This window comes from Modicisalibacter ilicicola DSM 19980 (assembly GCF_900128925.1).
GTDB classification, from domain to species: Bacteria; Pseudomonadota; Gammaproteobacteria; order Pseudomonadales; family Halomonadaceae; genus Modicisalibacter; species Modicisalibacter ilicicola.
Window position 1 is genome coordinate 79,558 of sequence record NZ_FQUJ01000008.1, and the last position, 22,079, is coordinate 101,636.

A 22,079-nucleotide genomic window follows, 5' to 3' on the forward strand; every position below is an offset into this window, starting at 1 on the left:
CCGCGGCTGCCGTTGACGTGATCGGCGCCCTACGGAGGCCTGCTCGAACGTGCTCAGCGCAACAGCAGCAAGGGAATGTCCGCCTTGCGCAGCATGGCAGTGGTCGTGCTGCCGACCAGCAGATGGCGAATGCGCGAGTGCCCGTAGGCCCCCATCACCAGGAGATCGATGGCGTGCTCCTGCTGATAGGCGCGCAGCGTCGCCTCGACCTCGCCGGCGCGAATGGCGCCATGGGTTTCGAAACCCGCCTTATCCAGCGTGCGCACGGCCCAATCCAGCTGCGCCTGCATGTCGGCAACCTCGGCGCCGACCATCACCACGTGGCAATCGAGTCCCCTGAATAGGGGACTGGCAGCGATCATCTCGACCCCCTTGCGAGTACTCTTGCTGCCATCGAAGGCGATCATGACGTGCTGCGGCGCACGATACGCTTCGGGCACCATCAGAATGGGGCGGTGCAGGGCACGTACCACTCGTTCCAGATTGGAGCCCATGTGCTCGGTCGCCGTGTGAGCCGACTCGCCGCGCTTGCCCAGCACCAGCAGCCGGATCTCGCTCTCCAGTTCACTCAGGGTCTCGACCAGCTCGCCGTTGCGCTGGCGCGTGCGTGGTTCCTCGATGCCCTGTTCGCCGGCTCTTTCCCGGGCCGCGTCGAGCATGGCCCGCCCCTGCTCCTGGGCGATGCGCGCCCGGCGCTCGTCCAACGAGGCAAGCTCCTCGAGCAGATGTTCGCGGCTGCCCAAGCCGATGTTGCCCGAGAAGTTGCCCTCCTCCGGTGGTGGATGGTTATCCAGCACATGCAGGAAGGTCAGCGGCGCCTCGAGGCGCTGGCTGGCCCAGGTGGCATAGTCGCATACCGCCGTGGAGTAACCGGAGCCATCGATGCAGGCCATCACGTGTTCGCTCATGCCGAACGTCCCCTTGATCGTTATGTAGATGCCGAGAGCCTGTTCACGATCGTTACGAACGATGGCGAGACAAGGCGAAATCGAACGACAAATCGGCAGGATAGCCGATTTGGGCAACTCTGTTGCTCGAAGAGCGAGCAACATGGATGTTGCGAGTCAATAAGCGCAGTTTACACGGAGTAAATGAGCATTATGACCGGGCTGGCGCACCAGATCGATTTCAACGCCGTATCGCCGAGTGCAGTAGATCGTGGACGGCTCTCTCAGTGGCCGCTCATCAACTGTTCTACGGCCTCGGGCTTGTCGTGAACGGCGAAGCGGTCGACGATGGTCGCGCTCGCTTCGTTCAGGCCCACCACCTCGACCTCGGTGCCTTCACGGCGGAACTTGATCACCACCTTGTCCAGCGCGCCGACGGCGGTGATGTCCCAGAAGTGCGCGCGGGACAGGTCGATACGCACCCGCTCGACGGTCTCCTTGAAGTCGAAGGCCTCGGTGAAGCGGTCCGCCGAGGTGAAGAACACCTGTCCCACGACGGTGTATTCGCGGGTGCGACCGTCGGCACTCATCTCGCTGCCGATGTAGAGCACCTGCCCCACCTTGTTGGCGAAGAACAGTGATGCCAGCAGCACACCGACGAACACGCCGATGGCCAGGTTATGGGTCGCCACCACCACCGCCACGGTGGCGACCATGACGATGTTGGTGCTCATCGGGTGCTTTTTGAGATCGCGCAGCGACTCCCAGCTGAAGGTCCCGATGGAGACCATGATCATCACCGCCACCAGCGCGGCCATGGGAATCTGCGACACCCAGTCGCTCAGGAACACCACCATCAGCAGCAGCACCACCCCGGCCACCAGGGTCGAGAGCCGGGTGCGCCCGCCGGACTTCACGTTGATCACCGACTGGCCGATCATCGCGCAGCCCGCCATGCCACCGAGCAGGCCGGAGCCGATGTTGGCGATGCCCTGGCCCTTGCACTCACGGTTCTTGTCACTGGGCGTGTCGGTAAGTTCGTCGACGATGGTGGCGGTCATCATCGACTCCAGCAGGCCGACCACGGTGAGCATCACCGAATAGGGAAAGATGATCGCCAGGGTCTCGAAGGTCAACGGCACGTCGGGCCACAGGAACACCGGCAGGGTATCCGGCAGCTCGCCCATGTCGCCAACGGTGCGGATGTCCATGCCGCTGGTCATGTAGACACCAGTCAGCACCAGGATGCACACCAGCGGTGACGGCACCGCGCGGCCGATCCTGGGCAACAGCGGAAACAGGTAGATGATGCCGAGCCCTGCCGCAGTCATGGCGTAGACGTGCCAGGTGACACCGGTCAGCTCGGGAATCTGGGCCATGAAGATCAGGATCGCCAGGGCGTTGACGAAGCCGGTGACCACCGAGCGCGAGACGAAACGCATCAGGTCGGCCAGGCGCAGGTAGCCTGCGACGATCTGCAGCACCCCGGTCAGCAACGTCGCGGCGAGCAGGTACTCGAGCCCGTGTTCCCTGACCAGGGTGACCATCAACAGCGCCATGGCCCCGGTGGCCGCCGAGATCATGCCGGGGCGCCCGCCGACGAAGGCGATGATCACGGCGATACAGAAGGAGGCGTAGAGGCCTACCTTGGGATCGACCCCGGCAATGATCGAGAAGGCGATCGCCTCGGGAATCAGCGCCAGGGCGACCACGATACCGGCGAGGGAATCGTTCTTGATATTGGAAAACCAGGAGTGGCGGATGGATCGAATCATGCTCGGTTCCGTTGGGTTGTACTAGGCCGTGGTCAGCACAGTGACGCGCGCAGCACGAGCGCTGCGCGTCAAGGAATCGCTGAAGGGATTGCCGAACGGCAAGGCAATGGATCGGTCAGGGAAAAGCGAAGCGGGGCATTCTAACAGCTCGCGGGTGCCACTTCACCCGCCGGGCTCGATGGCCTCGCGCAGGCGTCGTTCGCGACGGCGATCGATCAATCCCTTGACGAGCAATGTCCCGATCACCAGGGCACCGCCGGCGAAGGCGATGTGCGAGGGTGTCTCACCCAGCACCCACCACACCCAGAGGGTGCCGACGACGGTTTCCAGCAGAAACAGCAGACTGACCTCGGCGGAGGGCAGGTAGAGGGGGCCGCGCTGAATGAGGGTGAATCCCAGGGGAATGAGGATCAGGCACAGCAGTACCAGCCAGCCCGCCTGAGTGGCATTCGGCAATGCCACTCCGCCGCTGGCGAGCCAGGGCGCGGATGCCGCCACCATCAGCCCTGCCAGGGTCAGCATGGGACTCATGTCGATGCCCGGACGGGTACGGCACAGGGTGAAGTTGGCCGCCAGCGAGAACGCCGCCAGCAGGGCGAAGGCGTTGCCCAGCCAGGAACCGGGGCCGGCATCGTCCAGGACGATCAGCGAGGTGCCCAGCAGACACAGGACGATGGCAATCCAGGTCCGCAGCGGCAACCGCTCCCGCAGGAAGAAACGCGACAGCAGCGCGGCGATCAGAGGCGCACCGGCCAGGATCATCAGCACGTTGCCACCCTTGGTGTACTGGTTGCCCAGCACGAAGCCGTAGTTCGACAGCGTGAACAGCCCCGCCACCGCGATGCCGACCAGGCCGCAACGCCGAAACACGGCGATGGTGTGGCGCCCACTGCGCACCAGCACGATGATGAAAAACCCCAGCGCCGTGAGCAGTCCCCGCCAGAACAGCATCTGGCTGTCGGGCAGGTCGATCAACTTGATCAGCAAGGCATCCGGGGAAATGATCAGCGGGCCTGCCGCGGTCAGCAGCAGGCCCTTCTGGCGATAGGAGAGGTTGGAAAACGACAAGGCGGCCTCGACGGCAATTCGATCGGCCCTCCAGCCTGCTCAAATTGCACGTCGAAGACAAGCTATTGCTTATCGAGCCTCCGTGGCCGTCGTCTCGCCGTCGTCCTGGGGCGGTTGCTGGCTCCCGGCCCTGGGGGCTGTCGGCTGTGACGGCCGATGCATCGACTTGAAGGCTTCCATGATATCCATGGGCAGCGGGAAGACGATGGTCGAGGCGTTCTTGTTGCTCATGTCGCTCATGGTCTGCAGATAACGCAGTTGCAGCGCCGCGGAATTCTCGGACATCACGTTGGCGGCCTCGACCAGCTTCTTCGAAGCCTGCAGTTCGCCCTCGGCATGAATGACCTTGGCGCGCCGCTCGCGTTCGGCCTCGGCCTGACGGGCGATGGCACGAATCATGCTCTCGTCGAGGTCGACATGCTTGATCTCGACGTTGGCCACCTTGATCCCCCACTCCTCGGTCTGGGTATCGATGATCTCCTGGATATCGTCGTTGAGCTTGTCCCGTTCGGAAAGCATCTCGTCGAGATCATGCTTGCCCAGCACCGAGCGCAGGGTGGTCTGGGCCAGCTGACTGGTCGCGACGACGAAGTTCTCGACCTGAATGATCGCCTTTTCCGGGTCCACCACGCGGAAGTAGAGCACCGCGTTGACGCGCACGGTGACGTTGTCCTGGGAGATCACGTCCTGCTCCGGCACGTCCATGGTGATCACCCGCAGATCGACCACCTGCATCTTCTGAATGACGGGAATGATGATGAACAACCCCGGGCCTTTCACTGCCTGATAGCGGCCGAGGAAGAACACCACCCCGCGCTTGTATTCCGGCAGAATGCGGATCGAGGCGGCCAGTAGCAGCAGTACCAGCACGACGGGAACGAGATAGGATACCCACATGGCAAGATCTCCTCGGATCGCCTCGAGCAGAGGCTCAATGAATGCATTCATGACGTCGTCGCATCACTGTCGACATCGACGGGCGCCACCTCGACGGTCAAGCCATCGATCCCCTTCACCCTCAGGCGCTGATCCTTGCGCACTGCCTCACCGGTGCGCGCATTCCAGCGCTCGCCACGCAGGCGCACATGCCCCTGATGGTCGAAATCCTCGAGGGCAATCGCCACGGCTCCGATGATCTCTTCCTCTCCGGTACGCGGTGGCCGCTTGCGCAGCCCCGCGAATCGCAACACCACCCACAGCAACAACCCCGACGCCACCAGGGCCACACCCGCTATCAAGGGAATCGACACGGCCATATTCCTATCGTCCATCAAGATCACCGACCCCACGACGAAGGCAACGATTCCGCCGATGCCGAGGATCCCGAAGCTTGGCATCAGTGCCTCGCCAATGATCAGTCCCAGTCCCAACAGTACCAGAGCGAGCCCCGCATAGTTGATGGGCAGCACCTGAAAGGCGAACAGCGCCAGCAGCAGGCAGATGGCACCGATGGTGCCCGGCACCAGGGCCCCCGGGTTCATCAGTTCGAAGATCAGGCCATAGAGACCGACGATCATCAGGAAGTAGGCAACATTGGGGTCGGCAATGATCGACAAGAGTTCGGTACGCCAATCCGGATCGAAGCGATCGAGCGTCAGATCGGCGGTCTCGAGGGTCATGTTGCCACCGCTCATGACCACTTCCCGGCCATCGATCTGGGCCAGCAGATCCTCGATATCGGAGGCCACCACGTCGGTCACGTTCTGCGCCAGGGCCTCTCGGGCGGTGAGATTCACGGCATCGCGCACCGCGCGTTCGGCCCAGTCGGCGTTGCGATCGTGGCGCTCGGCCAGGCTGCGGATGTAGGCTACCGCGTCCTCGAGCACCTTGCGCTCCATGGCCGTCTCGCCACGGCGCTTGTCGTCACCACTTGCCTGCTCGTCTTGCTGCTCCCCTTCTGCCTCGTCCTGGGTAGGCGTTTCATCCGATGCCTCGGGTTCCTTCGCCTCGTCCTCCGCCCCGGGCAGCCCCCCGCCACCCATCTGTACCGGTGTCGCCGAACCGAGGTGGGTCGAAGGCGCCATGGCCGCCACGTGGCTGGCCATCAGCAGATAGGTCCCGGCGCTGGCGGCGCGAGCACCCGCGGGGGCGACATAGACCGCCACGGGGACATCCGAGGCCAGCATGGCGCTGATCATGTCGCGCATCGAGGCATCCAGCCCGCCCGGGGTATCGAGTCGCAGGATCACCAGCTTGGCGTTCTGTTCGTCGGCCTTTTCCAGACCGCGCTGGAAATAATCGCTGGACGCCGGACTGATGCTGCCATCGATGGTCATCACCAGGGCGCTCTGGCGGCTCGCCTGTTCCTGGGCGCTGGCCAGCCATGCCAACAGCAACCCGGCAAGCAGGACGACCAGCCATGGAATGCAACGATTGTTCAGAACCCGGCAAAGCTCCAGCATGATGCCCCCGCGTGATGCCTGCTTCTAGAAGGCTGGCCATTGTTGTCGTGACATACTCAATTCGGCGTCGGAATGCTCCTATAGAGACCCTCGGAATCCTCCTGGGGTTCATTACGGGCATCGTTGGCGCCGTCCCGAGCGTCGGCATTCTCATCGGTGCCACTGCCCTCGGTGTTGTTGCCGGTATTGCCATCACCGTCGCTTTCGCCATTGCCACCACCTTGCACCACCTCGCCGAGAGTCTCGAGAGGCGACGAAACGAGGTTCTGCAGCGCCTTGCGTATCGCCTGGCCGGCGATGTCGCCAAACTCGATGGCCCCGGATTCATCCAGCGGGATGGTCATGGGAATCTCGAGCTCGATGGTGCCATCGTCGTTGCGCAGCACGCCAATCAATGTCTTGACCGGCAGGTCCGTGGCCGTTGCATCGACCTGCTCGCCAAGCCTGATCCTCTCCAGCATCAGCTTGTTGCTGGTGTCCAGCCGTCCCTCCTCGAGTCGGTAATCGAGATCCAGGGTCACCTCGCCCTGCTCGATCTCGTACCCTGCGAATCGACGCAGGTAGGGCGCGAAGGTGGCCAGGCGCATGCGCTCGAAATGCATGTCCAGGTTGCCCTGCCAGGGATCGCGCAACGGATCGTAGACACCCTCGATGCGTAGCGGCGAGCCATCGGACACCTCGCCCTCCAGTTGCAGTTCCCCGCCTCCTTGCTGCGATGAGGAGAGCCCCTGCCACCGCCCCTGAAGCCCGGAGAAATCGATCTCGAATGGCTCGGACAGGTGTCGGTCGGCAAACGCCATCGCGCCGTTTTCGACGACGAGCTCGTCGAGGGCGTAGCGCATGGAGGAAGCGTCCTTCGATGCCCTCTTCTCTGGAGCGTCATCCTTCTCGCGAGGCGGTAGCCAGGCCGTCAGACTGGTACCCATCTGCTCGTCGATGATCACCTCGGTCCAGGGCTCCCGGAGGACGATACGTTCGGACCGGAGGCGTGGTCGATCGAGCTCGAACAGGAAGCCTTCGATGCTTGCACGTCCTGTGCTGGCAATCGCTCGATCGCCATCGGGTTCGAGCATCTCGACCTCGCGAAGTTCGCCCTGGCCGGTGATCCGCAAGCCGGCATCGGTGGCCTCCCCCGCCTGCATCCGCGACTGCGTGGTCAGCGTGCCAGCCGCCACTCGTGCCCTCACCACCTTCGACAGATAGGAGGAGAGCGCTGTCAGCGGCAACTCGTCGGCGGTCATGTCCATGTCCAGCCGCCAAGGCGAAAAGCCCAGCCTCCCCTCGGCACTCAGCGCCGCGCCATCGAGACGGGACTCGCTCCGGGCGGCGAAAGGCGCGGCGCTGGTATTGTCGTAACCTTCGGCATCGAGGGTCACCTGCTCGAAGGATAGCGTGACCGGCTCGTCGATTCGCCGGTTGATCCAGTCCAGCCGTCCATCGCTGGCGGTGATCCGTTCGATCAGAATCGGCGTGGGTTGCTGGTTCTCGTTCTTGTCGTCGGCGGCAAGCATCTCCGCCAGGTTCCAGTTGCCGTTTTCCTGCCAGATGAGTTGCAGGCGAGGCGATTGAACATCCAGTTTCTGGAGTCGCCATCCCGGTGACCAAAGGGAACGCCAGGCGACATCGGCGTCGATGTGATCGCTGGAGAACACCGGGGTTTGCTCTTTTCCGGCAACACGCAGCCCTTCGAGGGACAGTTCGGCGGTAAAGGGATTATCGATAGCGACGTTCTCGATGACGACTTCCCGCCCGGTAACGGAGGAAAACGTTCCGACCAGGCGCTGCTCGATGTAATACGGCAACGCCCAGAGCCAGACGAACACCGCCAGCCCGGCCACTGCTGCCAGCACCAGCGGAATCAGCCACCAGCGCTTATGTGATGATCGGCCACGGCGTGACGCCCCTCGATATGCCGATGCCATGGTTCCCTCCCTGGAATGAACAGACGGTCTGCCTCATAGGGTGGCAGGAGAATGGGCCCTTGCCCAATCGCGATATCGTCGAATCAGCGGGAGTGAAGCTGGCCTGATTCAGTGAGCGCCCGACCCTTCGAGAAGGAAGAGAGGATGTCCCCTCTTTTATGTCTGCTTTTGCTCCAAGGTGATGCGGTAGCCCAGCGCACTAGCTAGCTTCGCTATAGTGGCGAAACTGGGATTGCCACGTCCCGAAAGGGCTTTATAGACACCTTCGCGGCTCATGTGAGTTTCCCGGGCGAGCTGACTGATGTTGCGGGCACGGGCGATGTTCCCCAGAGCCAGCGCGATCATGGCAGGGTCGCCATCCTCTAGCGCAGCTTCAAGATATGCCTGGATGTCGCGTTCGTCCCGAAGATAATCAGCCGTGTCGTATCGACTGAAAGTCACGCTTTCTTCTACCATCATCCATCCCTCCATTTACGGGCAAGCTCTTTCGCCTTCGCGATGTCTTTGCTTTGTGTGCTCTTGTCGCCGCCGCAAAGCAAGATCACGACGATTGGCCCCTGCTGCATGAAGTAAACACGATAGCCAGGACCATAGCTCCCAGCCGCATCACGACCATTCGTCAAACCACGATCATGAGCCTCACTGCGATCACGATCACGGGATGTCGGCCCCTCCCGGTGCACGCCGCCTGACCGGATCGGGCGACTATCAGCAGTCCAACAAGCCCTGGATGATTGGGCACTGAGCCATGGGCATCATTTCAGCCTGGCCGCCAGACGCTTCTCCCAACCAGGCAGTGAAATCGGCAACTGCCCGATGACCTCGAACGCCCGATTCTCGTGGACATCCTGGATGCCGGACTGCTCGAGAACGGCGATCTCCCGGTCGCGGTGCTCGATCAATACCTCGAGATAGGGGTAGAAGGCGACGATCATGGCGCTTACCCAGCGATTGACGGGCCAGGAAGGCCAGGCATGGTCGAGCTCGAACGCCCTTGCCAGCGCCAGGGTGTCGGCGGCATTCCGCCAGGTTTCGCCGGTCACCCAGCGGTTCGTGGTGAACAGGCCGATGGGCTCGCCCCAGGCATCCATTGAGATGGCGACCAGGTGGGTGGGGTCGGCCAGTTCACCCGGCCGGTTGTCCTCCGGCGGACGGTGGAAGACGTGAAAATGGCCATGCTCACCACTCCCCCGATGCGCATGATAGTAGTATTGGCTGCCGGTATCCCGGTCGTAGACGTCGCCGTCGGGGAAGTGATTGAACTCGAGGAATTCACCCTGCCCCTTGAGCAGTTCGCCCACCAGGTTGAGGCCGACCTTCTTCAAGACACGCTGGCACTTCAGCGCCTCTTGCGCCGCTTCATGCATGCGACGCAGATCGGCCTCTGCATGATCGGCAAGGGTCGGTTCGCAGATGGCCTCGGCAATGCAGTAGGACGGCAGGACTGCACTCATGATGCTCCTCGCTTCGATCCGCTTAGAGAAGGCGTTACAGCTCTTTCGGACCGCTATAGCCACGCTGGACGTTCACCACGTAGGCCGCCAACGCTGCCAGGTCCATCGAGCCCCACTCCAGAGGGTCCGCTGCCATGGGATTCACCATGCAGATCTGGACCATCTCGTCGGCATGCACTTCGTTCATTCCGTAGAGATCGAGCCCCATGGCAACCTGATGCGGATAGGCCTGCTCGAAGGTTGGCTGATACCGCTGGTCGCCACCATGGCAGCTGGCACAGGCCAGCCCGTTGCTGCTGAGTTCGGTGTCGTTGAACAGGGTCTCGCCGCGGGCCAGGAGCTCCTCGGGATTGTTCCCGCTTTCACTATAGCCCGGCATATAGTCTGGCGGACGCTTCACCGCACAAGGGTTCTTGGTTGCACAGGGGTTGACCCCGGCACAAGGGTTCTTGGTTGCACAGGGGTTGGCCCCGGCACAAGGGTTGCTGGTCGCGCAGGGATTGTCACTCGCGCAAGGGTTGCTGGTCGCGCAGGGGTTCTGGCTGGCACAGGGGTTTTTCCCCGCACAGGGATTGGCGCCGCACTGGGCCGTGGCCTGGCCGACCGCACCGGCAATGGATACCGTCAATAGCGTACCTGCCAGAGCGGATACTGCTGTACGGCCTTTGAATGAAGTAAAACGTCTCTTGAAGTTCATGACATCACTCCGGGTCCGTTGAATATTGTTATCGCCCCACTCGGGAAGCGCTGAATAAATCGGCGAATGGAGTGAAGCGCAAGGCGCACGGCACGCAGAAGGCGAGACATAACATGGAGTTAGGCGAGTCTTCGAGTACCGCGCAACGCAGCGATTCGTCCATGCAGACATTTATTCAGTGTTTTCCTCGCGCTGCCGTGGTCCTGGTTCGTGACCTTTTGGCCAACGCATGGTGCTTGGTCGATCGGCCCGAGCCTTCATTACAACCGGTCATGTTTTTCCAGGCTTTCCTGTCGGAGTCGTCGTATCGTCTTGTAAGGTCAGTGTTGCCCAGAGCGACTCACCTGCTATTCATGCCGCTTTCCCGGGTGCCGCACGCCACTCTATTTCCATGAACAAGGAAATTCGTCCATGCCTCGACCTTCCGCTTTTCGCGTCGTGATGGCCTCTCTCACCACCATGCTGGCGGGTGTCTTCTCGCTTCAGGCACAGGCGCTCGAACTCGACGACTGGTCTTCCGTCGAGGCAAAGGCACGGGGGCAGACGGTCTACTTCAACGCCTGGGGTGGCGATTCGCGCATCAATGGCTACATCGACTGGGTAGCTCAACAGGTGCAGTCGCGCCATGACATCGAATTGGTCCACGTGAAGCTCGGCGATACCGCCGAGGCGGTATCGCGCATCGTGGCCGAGAAATCTGCCGGCAATCTCGAACGAGGGGCCATCGATCTCATCTGGATCAATGGCGAGAATTTCGCGGCATTGAAAGAGGCCGGCCTGCTTCACGGCCCCTGGGCCGAGCAGTTGCCGAACTTTTCCTTGACGGCACCGGAAGCCAACCCTGAGGTACGGAGCGATTTCACCCTGCCCGTGGAAGGGCTCGAAGCCCCTTGGGGCAAGGCACAGATCACCTTCTATTACGACAGCGCCCGGGTCGAGACGCCGCCTCGCAGCATGCAGGCGCTGCTCGACTGGGCCAGGAACCATCCCGGCCGTTTCACCTATCCGCTGATTCCCGACTTCCTCGGCAGCACCTTTCTCAAGCAGGCTCTGCTGAGTCTGGCCGAGAATCGCGGACCGCTCTATGGGCCGGTCAGCGAAGCGGATTTCGCGTCGATCACCGCACCTCTGTGGGATTACCTCGATGCGCTGCACCCGCATCTGTGGCGCGGCGGCAGAAGCTTCCCGAACAGCAGTGCCCGGTTGCGTCAATTGATGGGCGACGGCGAACTCAGCCTGGCCTTTACCTTTACTCCTTCGGAACCCGCTGCCTCGGTGGCCAACTATCAATTGCCACCGACGACCCGCAGCTACATGTTCGACGATGGCACGCTGGGCAACGTGCACTTCCTGGCCATTCCCTTCAATGCCCGCCACAAGGCCGGCGCCCTGGTGGTGGCCAATTTCCTACTCTCGCCCCAGGCGCAGGCCCGCAAGCAGGATATCACCGTGTGGGGGGATGCCACCGTGCTCGCCATGGAGGCGTTGACCGACAGGCAGCGCCAGGCTTTCGAATCGCTTCCGGAAAATCCCGCGACGCTAGCGCCAGAGGCCCTGGGACGAACACTGCCCGAACCGCATCCCAGCTGGATGGAGCGACTGGAGCAGGCCTGGCTCGAGCGTTACGGAGCCCGCTGATGCCGTCGGGCCATGCAGTGGGTGTACGCCTGGCTCCCTGGCTGGCGATTGCCTTGCTGAGCCTGCCCGTGGCCAGCGGTCTGGCGGGCGTCATCGCCCCGGCCTTCGGCTGGTTGCCGGCGCTGGGTGGCAATGCCCTGACCCTCGTGCACTGGCAAGCCTTGCTTCAGGCACCGGGCCTGGGTCGCATGGTCCAGCTGAGCTATGTCACCGGCCTGGCCAGTGCCTTGCTTTCCCTGAGCATCGTGGTGCTGTTCCTGGGCGCCTTCATGCACACCCGTTTATTCACGGCGGTACGCCGGCTACTGTCGCCGCTGCTTGCCGTGCCGCACGCCGCGGCGGCGATCGGCCTGGCCTTCCTGCTTGCCCCTTCGGGGTTGTTGAGCCGCAGCTTGTCGCCCTGGCTGACCGGCTGGCAGTATCCGCCGGATATCCTGTTTCCCGGCGACCCTCATGGGCTGGCGTTGATCGCGGGGCTGGTCATCAAGGAAGTGCCCTTCCTGTTGCTGATGAGTCTGGCCGCGTTGCCGCAATGTCAGGCCAGCGAGCGCTTGTGTATGGCGAGGGCCCTGGGGTACGGGCCACTCTCGGCCTTCCTCAAGGCCGTGTTGCCGGGGCTTTACCCGCTCTTGCGGCTGCCCATCTATGCGGTGATTGCCTTTGCGTCATCGACCGTCGACGTGGCCTTGATCCTGGGGCCCACCACCCCGCCGACGCTGTCGGTCGCGGTACTGCGCTGGCTCAACGACCCCGACCTGACGATGCGCTTCATGGCCTCGGCCGGTGCGCTGTTGCAACTCGTCGTCACCCTCGCGGCACTCGCCAGTTGGTGGCTGGCAGAGCGCCTGGTACGCCAGCTGATGCGTGGCTGGCTGGAAAACGGTCGCCGGCGCAGCGGCGATATGCTGCTCGGCGGCGTGGCCCTGAGTGCAGTGTCACTCTCGGTGCTGCTGATCCTGGGCAGCCTGATCGGGCTTATCCTGTGGTCACTGGCGGCCTACTGGCCATTCCCCCAGGCGTTGCCGCAACCGCCGACCCTGCGCAACTGGATGGGTGCCGCCGCCGGCCTGGGCGATCCGCTTTTCCAGGCCGCGGTGATCGGTCTTGCCGCCACGGCACTCTCGATAGTGCTGGTGGTCGGTGCGCTGGAAGCTGAAACGTTGCACGAACGGCCGATTCGACCCGGGGCACAGCTGATTCTCTACCTGCCCTTGCTGGTACCGCCGGTCGCCTTCCTGTTCGGCCTGGTGATGATGCAGGTCCAGCTTGGGGTCGCGCCCGGCCTTTCAGTCGTGATCCTCGGCCATGCGATCTTCGTGCTGCCCTACGTGTTCCTGTCCCTGGCTGAGAGTTATCGGCGACTGGACCCTCGCTGGGCACACCTCGCACGGAGTCTCGGCGCTGGCCCGGCGCGCGTCTTCTGGCGCATGCGCCTGCCGATGCTCAGCGTGCCCCTGCTCACTGCCGCTGCGGTGGGCTTCGCGGTCAGCATCGGGCAATATCTGCCCACGCTGTTGCTGGGCGCCGGGCGAATCAGCACCATCACCACCGAGGCGGTGAGTCTAGCCAGTGGCGGCGATCGACGCCTGACCGCTGTCTACGCCTTGTGGCAACTGGCACTGCCCGCGCTGGGCTTCGCCCTGGCCCTCGGCCTGCCGCGACTGCTGTTTCGTCGCCGCAGCGGCTTGTTGACACCCGTGTGAATCGCCATCGATGCCCTACGCTTGATCCTGGAAGCCTCATGGACCCGCTGATCCTCGACGACATCCGCATCGCCCTCGACGGCGCCCCCCTGCTCGGTATCGACACCGTCATCGCCCCGGGGGACGTGCTCACCGTGATGGGGCCTTCCGGCGTCGGCAAATCGACGCTGCTGGCCTACATCGCCGGCTTCCTGTCACCGGCATTCCAGGCTCGCGGCCGGGTCCTGCTGGGCAGCCGCGAACTCACCCGGCTGCCCGCCGAGGCGCGGCGCGTCGGCTTGCTGTTTCAGGACCCGCTGCTGTTTCCCCATCTCAGTGTGGGCGGCAACCTGGCCTTCGGCATGGCTGCTTCGGGCTCGCGCCGTCAACGACGGCAACGCGTCGCAGCAGCGCTTGCAGAGATCGGCCTCGAGGGATTCGCCGACCGCGATCCCGCCACCCTGTCCGGCGGCCAGCGTTCCCGGGTGGCGTTGATGCGAGTGCTGTTGTCCAGCCCCCGAGCCATGCTGCTCGACGAACCCTTTTCCAAGCTCGACGCGGCCCTGCGTGGCGAAATGCGCCAACTGGTCTTCCAGCGGATACGCCAGGAAGGCCTGCCCGCCCTGATGGTCACCCACGACGCCGCCGATGCCGAGGCTGCCGGTGGAGCCGTGATCGAACTCGAGCCCTGAGGGCTCGTCCGGCTACCAACAAAAACGGGCGTGAAGCCTGGCCTCACGCCCGATATCACAGATGACGACGGTGGATCAGGATTCTGCTGCGCAAGGTTTCTCCTTGGCTGCGCAAGGGTTCTTGCCGGCACAGGGATTGGCTGCGCACGGATTCTTGGTGGCACAGGGATTCTTCGTTGCGCAAGGGTTGGCACCGCATGTCTGCTGTGCCGCGCAGGGGTTCTTGGCGGCGCAGGGGTTGGCGGCACCACAGGCCGCCATTGCCTGCAAGGCCGCACCGCTCAGCGACACGGTCAGCAAGGTGCCGGCGATTCTGGAGACCATCTTGCCTGAACGCGACAGGGAAAAACGCTTCTTGAGTATCATGGGTTCACTCCATCGTTGTTGTTCATTCGCCGAGGGACACTGCATTTTCCAGTGTCTGGCATTTGGTAGACCGAGGGTGGCAGGGCTTACAGATTACACACTATTTTTTTATCGCCTCGGCATGCTCGTTCCGCTCCAGGGCATGAGGATCGAATCCCGTCTCAAGCATGGGCTTTACGATCACGAAATAAGGAGGAAAATCGAAGTCACGAGGAGTGAAAAGCGTATAATTCCGCCTCTTTATTCGACTATTGGCTATGGCATGGCCTTATAGAGAAAAAACCCGTAAGGATTGACAGCAAGGTCGGACTAAACAAATTTCATCGACTCCTTGACCGCCACCGATAGGTGTCCATCCTATGAATAATGGGTATGCGAGGTGCCGCGATGAGCGCATCAACGACCGAAGAAAAAAACGAGAGAATGCAGCGCCTGGCTGCCGTGCGACCGAGGCTGGTGTCATTCGCTCGCCTACAGCTTCGTGACCTTGCCCAGGCAGAGGATGCCGTGCAGGAAGCCTTGATCGCCGCGATGGAAAAGAATGACAGCTTTCAGGGAAGATCGGGTTACGAGACCTGGGTATTCGGCATTCTCAAGTACAAGATCCTCGACAGCTTGCGAGCCCAGCGTCGCCAGGGGAGCTGGCAGCCTTGGGAAGATGAACCGGACGAAGACGCCATAGACCGCCAATTCAAGCAGAACGGGCGTTGGGAGGAAGCGGCGCGCCCCTCGAGTTGGGGGGACCCGGAGGCCGCCTTCGTCAGCGAGCATTTCTGGCGAGTGTTCGATATGTGCATGCTGGCCTTGCCCGACAACACCGCGCGCATATTTTCCTTGCGCGAATTGATGGGCCTGTCGACCGAAGACATCTGCAGGGAAACCGGTATCAAGGAAAACAATTGCTGGGTCATCCTGCACCGCGCACGATTGCGCTTGCGTGCCTGTATCGAGCGTGGCTGGCTTTCGGAGAGTTCATGATGATCAGGATGATGATTTGCAAAGAGATCACCAAGCTGATGTCCAGACGCCTGGACACTTCCTTGACCCTCCAGGAAAGGCTTGCGCTGCACATGCATATCGCCATGTGCGGGGCCTGCAGGGAATGCAACAAGCAGTTCGAATTACTGCATCTGACGGGTCATGAGTACCAGAACCTGATCCTGGACACCGATACGGCATCCGGTTCGAGCGATACCCCCGAGGCGTAATGCCGGGCCGAGAATGAATGTCGGTCCATGGGCGCCCCATTGCTGCCCGTCTTCGGCCATGGTTGTCCATGCAGCTATTTTTGCTGCAACATCATGGATTGCTTAAGGATTTCATGCTAAAAAACCCATCTGGTCCCATAAAAAACCTCTTGATTGCAAAAGGAATGGTAGTGATAAGGCTTCGTCTTGCCAGTGCACCTTCTCTTCTGCTGATGCTGGCGGTAGCAGGGCTTCTCGCGTCCGGGCCGATCGATGCTCAGGATCGCACTACCATCGGTATTCGGGCGGGCACGCTGGCCACGGACAGGCAAGCAGACTTCACGCAGTACGAGGCATTCCTGGCCCACGACTTGCCCTGGCGCTGGCGACTAGGAACGGACTGGGTCCTCGGCACTCGCCTGAATGCCAGCCTGGGCGTTCTTCGCTCGGGCGACGAAGAGAGCCTGATCGGAACGATCGGCCCTGGCTTGACGCTGCACAGAGCGGGAAGCCCCTGGATATTCGACGCGGGAACCTCCCTGGCAGGCCTTGACAAGGACGTGTTCAGGAAGAAAGACATAGGTGGACAGTTTCAATTCAGCAGCAGCATCGCACTTAACTATAGGTTCGAATCTGTCAGCCTCGGCTACCGGTTCATGCATCTGTCCAACGGCGGATTGAGCGATCCCAACCCAGGCCTGGACATGCACATGCTCGAGCTGGGACGCCATTTGTGATTATTTATCGAGCCGCAGGCATTGTTTTCCAGGCGCCCCAAGCAGCCCTGTTGATCTCTATCCCGGAGAGTAGTGGTCGGGCTATGAAGCCAATGGAAGCAAGGCATCCTAGCCCAAGAAGTCGCCGATACGCTTCCCGACCTCCTCCGGCTTTTCTTCGATTAGCCAGTGGCCGGCGTCCTTGATCCAGACCAGTTCGGCATTCGGTATCGCCTTGGTCAATTGCGGGGCATATGCCGGCTTCTGGAATGCATCCTTGTCACCCCACAGCACCAACGTTTGATGCGGGAGGTGCTTGAGCTCATCGGCAATAGCCTCCGTATACTCCTTGTTCAATCGTCTCAGGTTACGAAAAAAAGCGTGTTTACCATCCTCGGTCGACCAAGGTGACACATAGAGGTCAATGATCTCATCGGTCATCACGCTCTTGTCCTGCACACCGTTTGGCATAAAGTCTCGCATCATGCCAATAAACTCATCCAAACCCATGTCAGTCTCGGCACCGGGTTTCTGAAGCGGCTCGAACTCCGGAATCGGCCATGAGTCGAAACAAATACTATCCAAAAGAACCAGCTTGCGAACCCTCTGCGCATCACTGACGGCCATCAACTGCGCAATGCCTCCGCCGATGTCATGTGCCACCACATCGGCGTAAGGTATTCCCAAGGCATTCATCAAACCGATGATAATGCGACTTTGGGCGTTGATGGAGACATCGGCATCAAGCGGTTTCTCGGATTGGCCGTAATTGAGAAGGTCTGGCGCGATAACCCGATGGTTCTTGGCGAGCTGAGGGATGATGTCTCGCCACATAAGGCTATTCGTGGGTATCCCATGCAGAAGGATCACGGTATTGCCTTCGCCCTGCTCCCGAAACACGATCTTGTACCCGTCGACATAGGTATGGTTTTCCGTCGCATCAATGCTCATCGCACGCTCCTTTGTAATGGCAGTGGTCATGCTGGTCGCCATGGCCTTCACGTAATACCCGTTGCTTCCCGTTCAAGGCATCACTCGTCTCTGATCAACTGCTTCTCATCAATTGAAAGAGCCGTCACTGCTTGGCGCCAGCCGCGTCCTGAGCTACCCCCTTCAGTACGTCGGCAATCTTCTTCAACGGCAGATCGCACTCCTGCAGTTCGTGGCGCTCGGCCAGGTAGGCGGGATCGTTCCATTCGATACGCGTGGTATCGCCATCCTCGCGGATGACCATCTTCTGGGGCAGATCCAGCGCCGTGCTGCCCTGGCACTGCATGAGCGGTGTTCCCACCTTGGGATTGCCGAAGATCACGGTACGCACAGGCGGCAACTGCATGTCCACCTTTTCGGCGTTCTGGGTGTGATCGACCACGGTGAACAGTGTCAGGCCGCGCGATTCCAGCGCCTCGCGCAGGCGTGTTTCCACCTCGGCCACCGACGCTTGCGAACTCACGTGGGCGATACCGGGAAATGGGCTTTCCGGTTGCTCGGCCGCGGCCAGGCTGGCCGAGCCGACAAGAACCAGCGGCGCCAGCGCCTTGAGTATCCGTGCTTTCATGTCACTCTCCTTGATCGCATCGTGTTATGGCCGTGCATGCACAGGCTAGTCGATGATGCTTGAAGCAGCGACCTGGAGTCAGCATGCCTCGTCCACTTCTGTATACTGTCACGCATCCTCATTACACCTTCATCGCGTCGGATCGACACGAGATCCATCCGGCAAGCGATGGTCGGTCATGCATCCATCAATGAACACACACAGTGAAGCGGGAACACGATGCTCAAGGACAAACTGCGCCATCTGACGCTTGCCCTCCTACTGCTGGCCCCGATCGCGACAGCCGCCGAGCCGCTGGTGTTCACGGCGATTCCCGATCAAGACGAGACCAGGCTGCGCGAGCGCTTCGAGAAGGTCGCCGACTACCTGGCCGAGGAACTCGACAGGGAAGTGCGCTTCGTGCCGGTGAAGTCCTATGCGGCGGCGGTCACCGCCTTTCGCAACAACCAGGTCCAGCTGGCCTGGTTCGGCGGTCTTTCCGGCGTCCAGGCCCGCCAGCTGGTGCCCGGATCCGAGGCACTGGCCCAGGGCGTGGAGGACGCCGAATTCCGCACCTACTTCATCGCCCATCGCAGCGCCGGGCTGGCGCCTTCCGATCGGCTACCGAAAGGCCTGGAAGGACTGACCTTCACCTTCGGCTCCAAGGGCTCCACCTCGGGCAGGCTGATGCCGGAGTACTACCTTCGCCAGCGCTTCGACGCGCCGCCCAGCGAGATCTTCGATCGGGTCGGCTTCAGCGGCAATCACACGCGGACCATCGCCCTGGTGGAATCCGGCACCTACCAGGCCGGCGCACTGAACTACTCCGTCTGGGAAAGCGAAGTCGAGGCTGGCCGGGTCGACACCGATGCCGTTCAGGTCATCTGGAAGACCCCGCCCTATGCCGATTACCAGTGGACGATCCGCGGCGATGTCGACGAGCGCTTCGGCGACGGTTTCAAGAGGCGGATCAGGGAAGCCTTGCTGAACATGAAGAACCCCGAGCTGCTTGAAAGCTTTCCTCGCGAGGGTTTCATCCCGGCCAGCAACGCGGATTATGCCACTATCCGCGAAACCGCCCAGGCACTGGATTTGATCGACTGATGACGGTGTTATCCCTCGACGCCGCCCATGCTTCCTATGGCGACAAGCAGGTGCTCGGCCCGCTGACGATCCGCGTCGCCCAGGGCGAGAAGGTGGCGCTGGTCGGTCACAGCGGCGCCGGGAAGTCGACACTGCTCGGGCTGCTGTTCGACAAGCGACGCCACGACATGGCGCTGATGCCCCAGGAGCTGGGCCTGGTGCAGACACTGTCGGTCTTTCACAATGTCTACATGGGCCGTCTGGCGAACCGCTCTACCCTCTACAACCTCGCCAATCTGGTCCGCCCACTGCGCCATGAAGTCGCGCGGGTGCGCGACATCCTCGCGCCGCTGGACATGCTCGACAAGCTCTGGGCACCGGCGGGCGAGCTTTCCGGTGGCCAGCGCCAGCGCACCGCCGTGGCCCGGGCGCTCAATCAGAACGCCAAGGTACTGCTCGCCGACGAGCCGGTATCGGCACTGGATGGCCCGCGTGCAGAAGCCATCATGCTGACCTTGACCCAGCATTTCGAGACGACGGTGATCGCCCTGCACGACGTGGAACTGGCGCTGCGCCATTGCGATCGCATCGTCGGCATCAAGGATGGCGGCATCGCCCTGGATCAGCCGAGCCATCGCCTGCGTGCCGACGACCTGCGCTTTCTCTATGTCGCCCCGTCCGCAGCAGCCTGATCGTCGTCGTGGCGAGCTTCGTTCCTTCCTCCGTGACTTTGCGCACCACCCTCGGCCTGGTGGCACTTGCCCTCCTGCTCTTGCCCTTTGCCGATATCGAGATCACCACGGTGGCGCCCTGGCGGGAGCTGGGCCGCCTGCTCCAGGGCCTGCTGACACCGGATTTCACCGAACTCGATGATCTGGGCACGGCACTGTTGCGCACCCTGGCCTTCGCCTTTACCGGCGTCGCGCTGGGCGTGGCGATCGGCGGGCTGCTGGCGCTGGTCTTTCATCACCGCCTGGTACGAGCCGGCTGCGCCTTCGTGCGCGCCATCCACGAGCTGTTCTGGGCTCTGATCTTCCTGCAGTTCTTCGGCCTGCATCCGCTGACCGGCGTACTCGCCATCGCCCTGCCCTATGCCGGCGTGTTCGCCAAGGTCTATGCGGAGATACTCGACGAGGCCGACCCATTGCCGAAGCAGGTGCTTCCAGCGGGCACCGGCATGCTCTCGACCTTTCTGTTCGCGCGGGTGCCCGATGCCTGGCCGCACCTGGTCAGCTACACCGCCTACCGCCTGGAGTGCGGGTTGCGCTCGAGTGCGGTGCTGGGCTTCATCGGCATGCCGACCCTGGGCTTCTATCTGCAGTCGTCCTTCGCCCAGGGACACTACTCCGAGGTCGGCGCGCTGCTGTTGCTGTTCTACGGGCTGATCGCCACGCTGCGGCTCTGGGCACGGCCACAACTGGTACCGCTCTACGCCGTGGCGGCGCCGTTCCTGCTGGGAAGTGGGCTGCCCATCGTGTGGGGCAACCTGACGCGCTTCTTCACCCAGGACATCGTGCCGGCCCCCCTGCGCAACGGTGAAGGCTGGGCGGCGCTAGGCCAGTGGCTGAGCGATCTTCTGCTCACCCAGGCCCTGCCCGGCCTATGGACGACCGTGGTACTGACCCAGATCGCGCTGGTGCTCACCGGGGGGTTGGCACTGATCGCCTTTCCGCTGATTTCGCGCCATTTCACCAGCCGCGCGGGTGGTGTCGCCGGCCATACCCTGCTGGTCGTGGCGCGCTCGACACCGGAATACCTGCTCGCTTACGTGCTGTTGCAGCTCTGGGGGCCGTCGATGCTGCCGGCGATCGTCGCCCTGGCGATCCACAACGGCGGCATCATCGGCCACCTGGTCGGGCGACGCAGCAACGAATTGACGCTGCGCCCGGATGCCAGCCGCGGCATGAATCGCTATGCCTTCGAGGTATTGCCGCGGCTCTATGGCCCCTTTCTGGCGCTGCTGTTCTACCGTTGGGAGATCATCATGCGCGAGACCGCCATCCTCGGCATTCTCGGCATCGCCACGCTGGGCTTCTATGTCGACAGCGCCATCCAGGAACTGCGCTTCGACCGGGCCCTGGTCTTGATCGTCATCACCGCCCTGCTCAACATCGGCGTGGACAGCCTGGCCCGTGCCCTGCGGCGGCGGTTGCGGCTCAAGCATGCGGCCAGTAGTGAGCCTTGACCGTTGCAGATGCGCTTAACCGATACGATCCACCAGTTCGTTCAGGTCGGAAACGGTCATGTCCGGGTCGCCGCCCCAGGTATCGAAGGGCGCCTCGGCGCTGCGGCGTATCCAGGCCGCATGTAGCCCGGCATGCTTGGCACCGATCAGGTCGAAGGGGTTGGAAGAAATCAGCCAGACGTCATGGGCGGCCACCTCCAGGCGTGTATGCAGGTGGGCATACACCGCCGGGTCGGGCTTGAAGCGCTTGACCTCCTCGACACTGACGATGTCCTCGAAATGCTGGAGAATCCCCGCCTGCTCGAGCAACCCGCTTACCGCCTTGCGGCTGCCGTTGGAAAACGCCACGCAACGCAGTTTCGATGAGTCCGCCAGGCGCGCCAGCGCATCCGCCGCATCGGCAAAGGCCGGCAGCCGCGCGTAGGTCGCCATCAACTGGTCCTTGTCGTTGTCGGAGAGCTTCGCTCCCAGGGCACGGTCGACGAACTCCAGGGCATCGCGGGTACATTCGGAGAAGTCGGCATAGGCCCCCATCAGCCCACGCCGAAAGGCATATTCAAGCTGCTTGTCGCGCCAGCGCTGGGAGAAGGCCGGGGCCTGGTCGCCCAGCCGCTCGCGCAACTGCTCGTTGACACCGTAGGTGTCGATCAAGGTACCGTAGACGTCGAAAGCCAACACCGTGGACATCGTTCACTCCTTTGAAACGGGAAAGCGTCTATCACGAGGATAGTGGTTCAAAAGCCGGTACGATATGCCAATAGCTGTTGTCATGGCATCCACAACGCCAG

The 22,079-nt window shown here is 62.2% G+C and carries 23 protein-coding genes; 10 read left to right on the top strand and 13 right to left on the bottom strand.

All coding sequences use genetic code 11. The features are described from left to right. Positions 1-53 precede the first annotated feature (53 nt). From BUA41_RS10300 to BUA41_RS19245, 10 genes are all read right to left on the bottom strand, one after another. Positions 54-908 carry a universal stress protein gene (locus BUA41_RS10300; RefSeq protein WP_072822462.1) on the bottom strand — a complete coding sequence of 285 codons (855 nt, stop codon included), beginning with the start codon at positions 906-908 and terminating at the stop codon, positions 54-56. Between the two features lie 263 nt (positions 909-1,171). Further along, positions 1,172-2,662 (bottom strand): SulP family inorganic anion transporter, encoded by a 1,491-nt coding sequence (locus BUA41_RS10305; protein WP_072822464.1) that lies wholly within the window; start codon positions 2,660-2,662, stop codon positions 1,172-1,174. A 162-nt stretch (positions 2,663-2,824) separates the two neighbouring features. Beyond that, positions 2,825-3,730 carry a DMT family transporter gene (locus tag BUA41_RS10310; protein ID WP_072822466.1) on the bottom strand — a complete coding sequence of 302 codons (906 nt, stop codon included), beginning with the start codon at positions 3,728-3,730 and terminating at the stop codon, positions 2,825-2,827. Positions 3,731-3,799: 69 nt separating this feature from the next. Beyond that, positions 3,800-4,627, bottom strand: coding sequence for a slipin family protein (locus BUA41_RS10315; RefSeq protein WP_072822468.1), 828 nt, complete (start codon positions 4,625-4,627; stop codon positions 3,800-3,802). A gap of 47 nt (positions 4,628-4,674) precedes the next feature. Continuing rightward, positions 4,675-6,132, bottom strand: coding sequence for an NfeD family protein (locus tag BUA41_RS10320; RefSeq protein WP_072822470.1), 1,458 nt, complete (start codon positions 6,130-6,132; stop codon positions 4,675-4,677). 56 nt (positions 6,133-6,188) lie between these two features. Beyond that, positions 6,189-8,054 (bottom strand): DUF748 domain-containing protein, encoded by a 1,866-nt coding sequence (locus tag BUA41_RS10325; protein WP_072822472.1) that lies wholly within the window; start codon positions 8,052-8,054, stop codon positions 6,189-6,191. Positions 8,055-8,210: 156 nt separating this feature from the next. Continuing rightward, positions 8,211-8,513: an addiction module antidote protein gene (locus tag BUA41_RS10330; RefSeq protein WP_072822474.1), complete on the bottom strand. Its 303-nt coding sequence runs from the start codon at positions 8,511-8,513 to the stop codon at positions 8,211-8,213. Then, a complete protein-coding gene (locus BUA41_RS19735; RefSeq protein ID WP_281247841.1) occupies positions 8,510-8,737 on the bottom strand; it encodes a type II toxin-antitoxin system RelE/ParE family toxin in 228 nt (75 codons plus the stop codon). The genes BUA41_RS10330 and BUA41_RS19735 overlap by 4 nt, the downstream gene beginning before the upstream one ends. A 72-nt stretch (positions 8,738-8,809) precedes the next feature. Beyond that, a complete protein-coding gene (locus BUA41_RS10340) occupies positions 8,810-9,508 on the bottom strand; it encodes a DUF6969 family protein (RefSeq protein WP_072822476.1) in 699 nt (232 codons plus the stop codon). Positions 9,509-9,542: 34 nt separating this feature from the next. After that, on the bottom strand, positions 9,543-10,136 hold the full coding sequence (locus BUA41_RS19245; RefSeq protein ID WP_175546954.1) for a cytochrome C peroxidase: 594 nt from the start codon (positions 10,134-10,136) through the stop codon (positions 9,543-9,545). A 480-nt stretch (positions 10,137-10,616) separates the two neighbouring features. On the opposite strand from BUA41_RS19245, the gene BUA41_RS10350 reads away from it, so the two are divergent. The 7 genes from BUA41_RS10350 to BUA41_RS10380 all read left to right on the top strand — a co-directional run bounded on the left by BUA41_RS10350 (position 10,617) and on the right by BUA41_RS10380 (position 16,507). After that, complete coding sequence (locus tag BUA41_RS10350; RefSeq protein ID WP_084671412.1) at positions 10,617-11,843, top strand: ABC transporter substrate-binding protein; 1,227 nt, start codon at positions 10,617-10,619, stop codon at positions 11,841-11,843. Continuing rightward, positions 11,843-13,546 carry an ABC transporter permease gene (locus tag BUA41_RS10355; RefSeq protein WP_072822480.1) on the top strand — a complete coding sequence of 568 codons (1,704 nt, stop codon included), beginning with the start codon at positions 11,843-11,845 and terminating at the stop codon, positions 13,544-13,546. The genes BUA41_RS10350 and BUA41_RS10355 overlap by 1 nt, the downstream gene beginning before the upstream one ends. Positions 13,547-13,584: 38 nt before the next feature. Beyond that, positions 13,585-14,217 (top strand): ATP-binding cassette domain-containing protein, encoded by a 633-nt coding sequence (locus BUA41_RS10360; protein ID WP_072822482.1) that lies wholly within the window; start codon positions 13,585-13,587, stop codon positions 14,215-14,217. A gap of 61 nt (positions 14,218-14,278) precedes the next feature. Further along, positions 14,279-14,857: a hypothetical protein gene (locus BUA41_RS19250; RefSeq protein WP_175546956.1), complete on the top strand. Its 579-nt coding sequence runs from the start codon at positions 14,279-14,281 to the stop codon at positions 14,855-14,857. Between the two features lie 113 nt (positions 14,858-14,970). Further along, positions 14,971-15,561, top strand: a complete 591-nt coding sequence (locus tag BUA41_RS10370; protein ID WP_084671434.1) for a sigma-70 family RNA polymerase sigma factor — start codon at positions 14,971-14,973, stop codon at positions 15,559-15,561. 8 nt (positions 15,562-15,569) lie between these two features. Further along, complete coding sequence (locus tag BUA41_RS10375) at positions 15,570-15,791, top strand: zf-HC2 domain-containing protein (RefSeq protein WP_072822488.1); 222 nt, start codon at positions 15,570-15,572, stop codon at positions 15,789-15,791. A gap of 68 nt (positions 15,792-15,859) precedes the next feature. After that, positions 15,860-16,507, top strand: coding sequence for an acyloxyacyl hydrolase (locus BUA41_RS10380; RefSeq protein ID WP_175546957.1), 648 nt, complete (start codon positions 15,860-15,862; stop codon positions 16,505-16,507). A gap of 108 nt (positions 16,508-16,615) precedes the next feature. Here the strand turns inward: BUA41_RS10380 and BUA41_RS10385 are convergent, their stop codons facing one another. Both BUA41_RS10385 and BUA41_RS10390 read right to left on the bottom strand, forming a co-directional pair. Continuing rightward, positions 16,616-17,437 carry an alpha/beta fold hydrolase gene (locus BUA41_RS10385; protein WP_217652798.1) on the bottom strand — a complete coding sequence of 274 codons (822 nt, stop codon included), beginning with the start codon at positions 17,435-17,437 and terminating at the stop codon, positions 16,616-16,618. A 124-nt stretch (positions 17,438-17,561) separates the two neighbouring features. Beyond that, positions 17,562-18,044: a DUF302 domain-containing protein gene (locus tag BUA41_RS10390; RefSeq protein WP_072822492.1), complete on the bottom strand. Its 483-nt coding sequence runs from the start codon at positions 18,042-18,044 to the stop codon at positions 17,562-17,564. A 219-nt stretch (positions 18,045-18,263) separates the two neighbouring features. Here BUA41_RS10390 and BUA41_RS10395 point away from each other — a divergent pair, with 219 nt between their 5' ends. The 3 genes from BUA41_RS10395 to BUA41_RS10405 are packed head-to-tail and all read left to right on the top strand — an operon-like array spanning position 18,264 to position 21,291. Continuing rightward, positions 18,264-19,127: a putative selenate ABC transporter substrate-binding protein gene (locus BUA41_RS10395; RefSeq protein ID WP_072822494.1), complete on the top strand. Its 864-nt coding sequence runs from the start codon at positions 18,264-18,266 to the stop codon at positions 19,125-19,127. Beyond that, the gene (locus BUA41_RS10400; protein WP_072822496.1) at positions 19,127-19,798 is read left to right on the top strand and encodes an ATP-binding cassette domain-containing protein; all 672 of its coding nucleotides are present in this window, start codon (positions 19,127-19,129) and stop codon (positions 19,796-19,798) included. Before BUA41_RS10395 ends, BUA41_RS10400 begins: the two co-directional genes overlap by 1 nt. 32 nt (positions 19,799-19,830) lie before the next feature. Continuing rightward, on the top strand, positions 19,831-21,291 hold the full coding sequence (locus BUA41_RS10405; protein WP_245791896.1) for a PhnE/PtxC family ABC transporter permease: 1,461 nt from the start codon (positions 19,831-19,833) through the stop codon (positions 21,289-21,291). A gap of 15 nt (positions 21,292-21,306) precedes the next feature. Here BUA41_RS10405 and BUA41_RS10410 read toward each other — a convergent pair whose 3' ends face one another. Beyond that, a complete protein-coding gene (locus BUA41_RS10410) occupies positions 21,307-21,978 on the bottom strand; it encodes a haloacid dehalogenase type II (protein WP_072822500.1) in 672 nt (223 codons plus the stop codon). Positions 21,979-22,079 lie beyond the last annotated feature (101 nt).

What these genes read in the sequence shown, in the direction of transcription:
- BUA41_RS10300 (WP_072822462.1), bottom strand. Translation starts at nt 908, where the DNA reads ATGAGCGAACACGTGATGGCCTGCATCGATGGCTCCGGTTACTCCACG.
- BUA41_RS10305 (WP_072822464.1), bottom strand. Translation starts at nt 2,662, where the DNA reads ATGATTCGATCCATCCGCCACTCCTGGTTTTCCAATATCAAGAACGAT.
- BUA41_RS10315 (WP_072822468.1), bottom strand. Translation starts at nt 4,627, where the DNA reads ATGTGGGTATCCTATCTCGTTCCCGTCGTGCTGGTACTGCTGCTACTG.
- BUA41_RS10320 (WP_072822470.1), bottom strand. Translation starts at nt 6,132, where the DNA reads ATGCTGGAGCTTTGCCGGGTTCTGAACAATCGTTGCATTCCATGGCTG.
- BUA41_RS10325 (WP_072822472.1), bottom strand. Translation starts at nt 8,054, where the DNA reads ATGGCATCGGCATATCGAGGGGCGTCACGCCGTGGCCGATCATCACAT.
- BUA41_RS10330 (WP_072822474.1), bottom strand. Translation starts at nt 8,513, where the DNA reads ATGATGGTAGAAGAAAGCGTGACTTTCAGTCGATACGACACGGCTGAT.
- BUA41_RS10340 (WP_072822476.1), bottom strand. Translation starts at nt 9,508, where the DNA reads ATGAGTGCAGTCCTGCCGTCCTACTGCATTGCCGAGGCCATCTGCGAA.
- BUA41_RS10350 (WP_084671412.1), top strand. Translation starts at nt 10,617, where the DNA reads ATGCCTCGACCTTCCGCTTTTCGCGTCGTGATGGCCTCTCTCACCACC.
- BUA41_RS10355 (WP_072822480.1), top strand. Translation starts at nt 11,843, where the DNA reads ATGCCGTCGGGCCATGCAGTGGGTGTACGCCTGGCTCCCTGGCTGGCG.
- BUA41_RS10360 (WP_072822482.1), top strand. Translation starts at nt 13,585, where the DNA reads ATGGACCCGCTGATCCTCGACGACATCCGCATCGCCCTCGACGGCGCC.
- BUA41_RS19250 (WP_175546956.1), top strand. Translation starts at nt 14,279, where the DNA reads ATGACGACGGTGGATCAGGATTCTGCTGCGCAAGGTTTCTCCTTGGCT.
- BUA41_RS10370 (WP_084671434.1), top strand. Translation starts at nt 14,971, where the DNA reads ATGAGCGCATCAACGACCGAAGAAAAAAACGAGAGAATGCAGCGCCTG.
- BUA41_RS10375 (WP_072822488.1), top strand. Translation starts at nt 15,570, where the DNA reads ATGATGATTTGCAAAGAGATCACCAAGCTGATGTCCAGACGCCTGGAC.
- BUA41_RS10380 (WP_175546957.1), top strand. Translation starts at nt 15,860, where the DNA reads ATGCAGCTATTTTTGCTGCAACATCATGGATTGCTTAAGGATTTCATG.
- BUA41_RS10385 (WP_217652798.1), bottom strand. Translation starts at nt 17,437, where the DNA reads ATGAGCATTGATGCGACGGAAAACCATACCTATGTCGACGGGTACAAG.
- BUA41_RS10390 (WP_072822492.1), bottom strand. Translation starts at nt 18,044, where the DNA reads ATGAAAGCACGGATACTCAAGGCGCTGGCGCCGCTGGTTCTTGTCGGC.
- BUA41_RS10395 (WP_072822494.1), top strand. Translation starts at nt 18,264, where the DNA reads ATGCTCAAGGACAAACTGCGCCATCTGACGCTTGCCCTCCTACTGCTG.
- BUA41_RS10400 (WP_072822496.1), top strand. Translation starts at nt 19,127, where the DNA reads ATGACGGTGTTATCCCTCGACGCCGCCCATGCTTCCTATGGCGACAAG.
- BUA41_RS10410 (WP_072822500.1), bottom strand. Translation starts at nt 21,978, where the DNA reads ATGTCCACGGTGTTGGCTTTCGACGTCTACGGTACCTTGATCGACACC.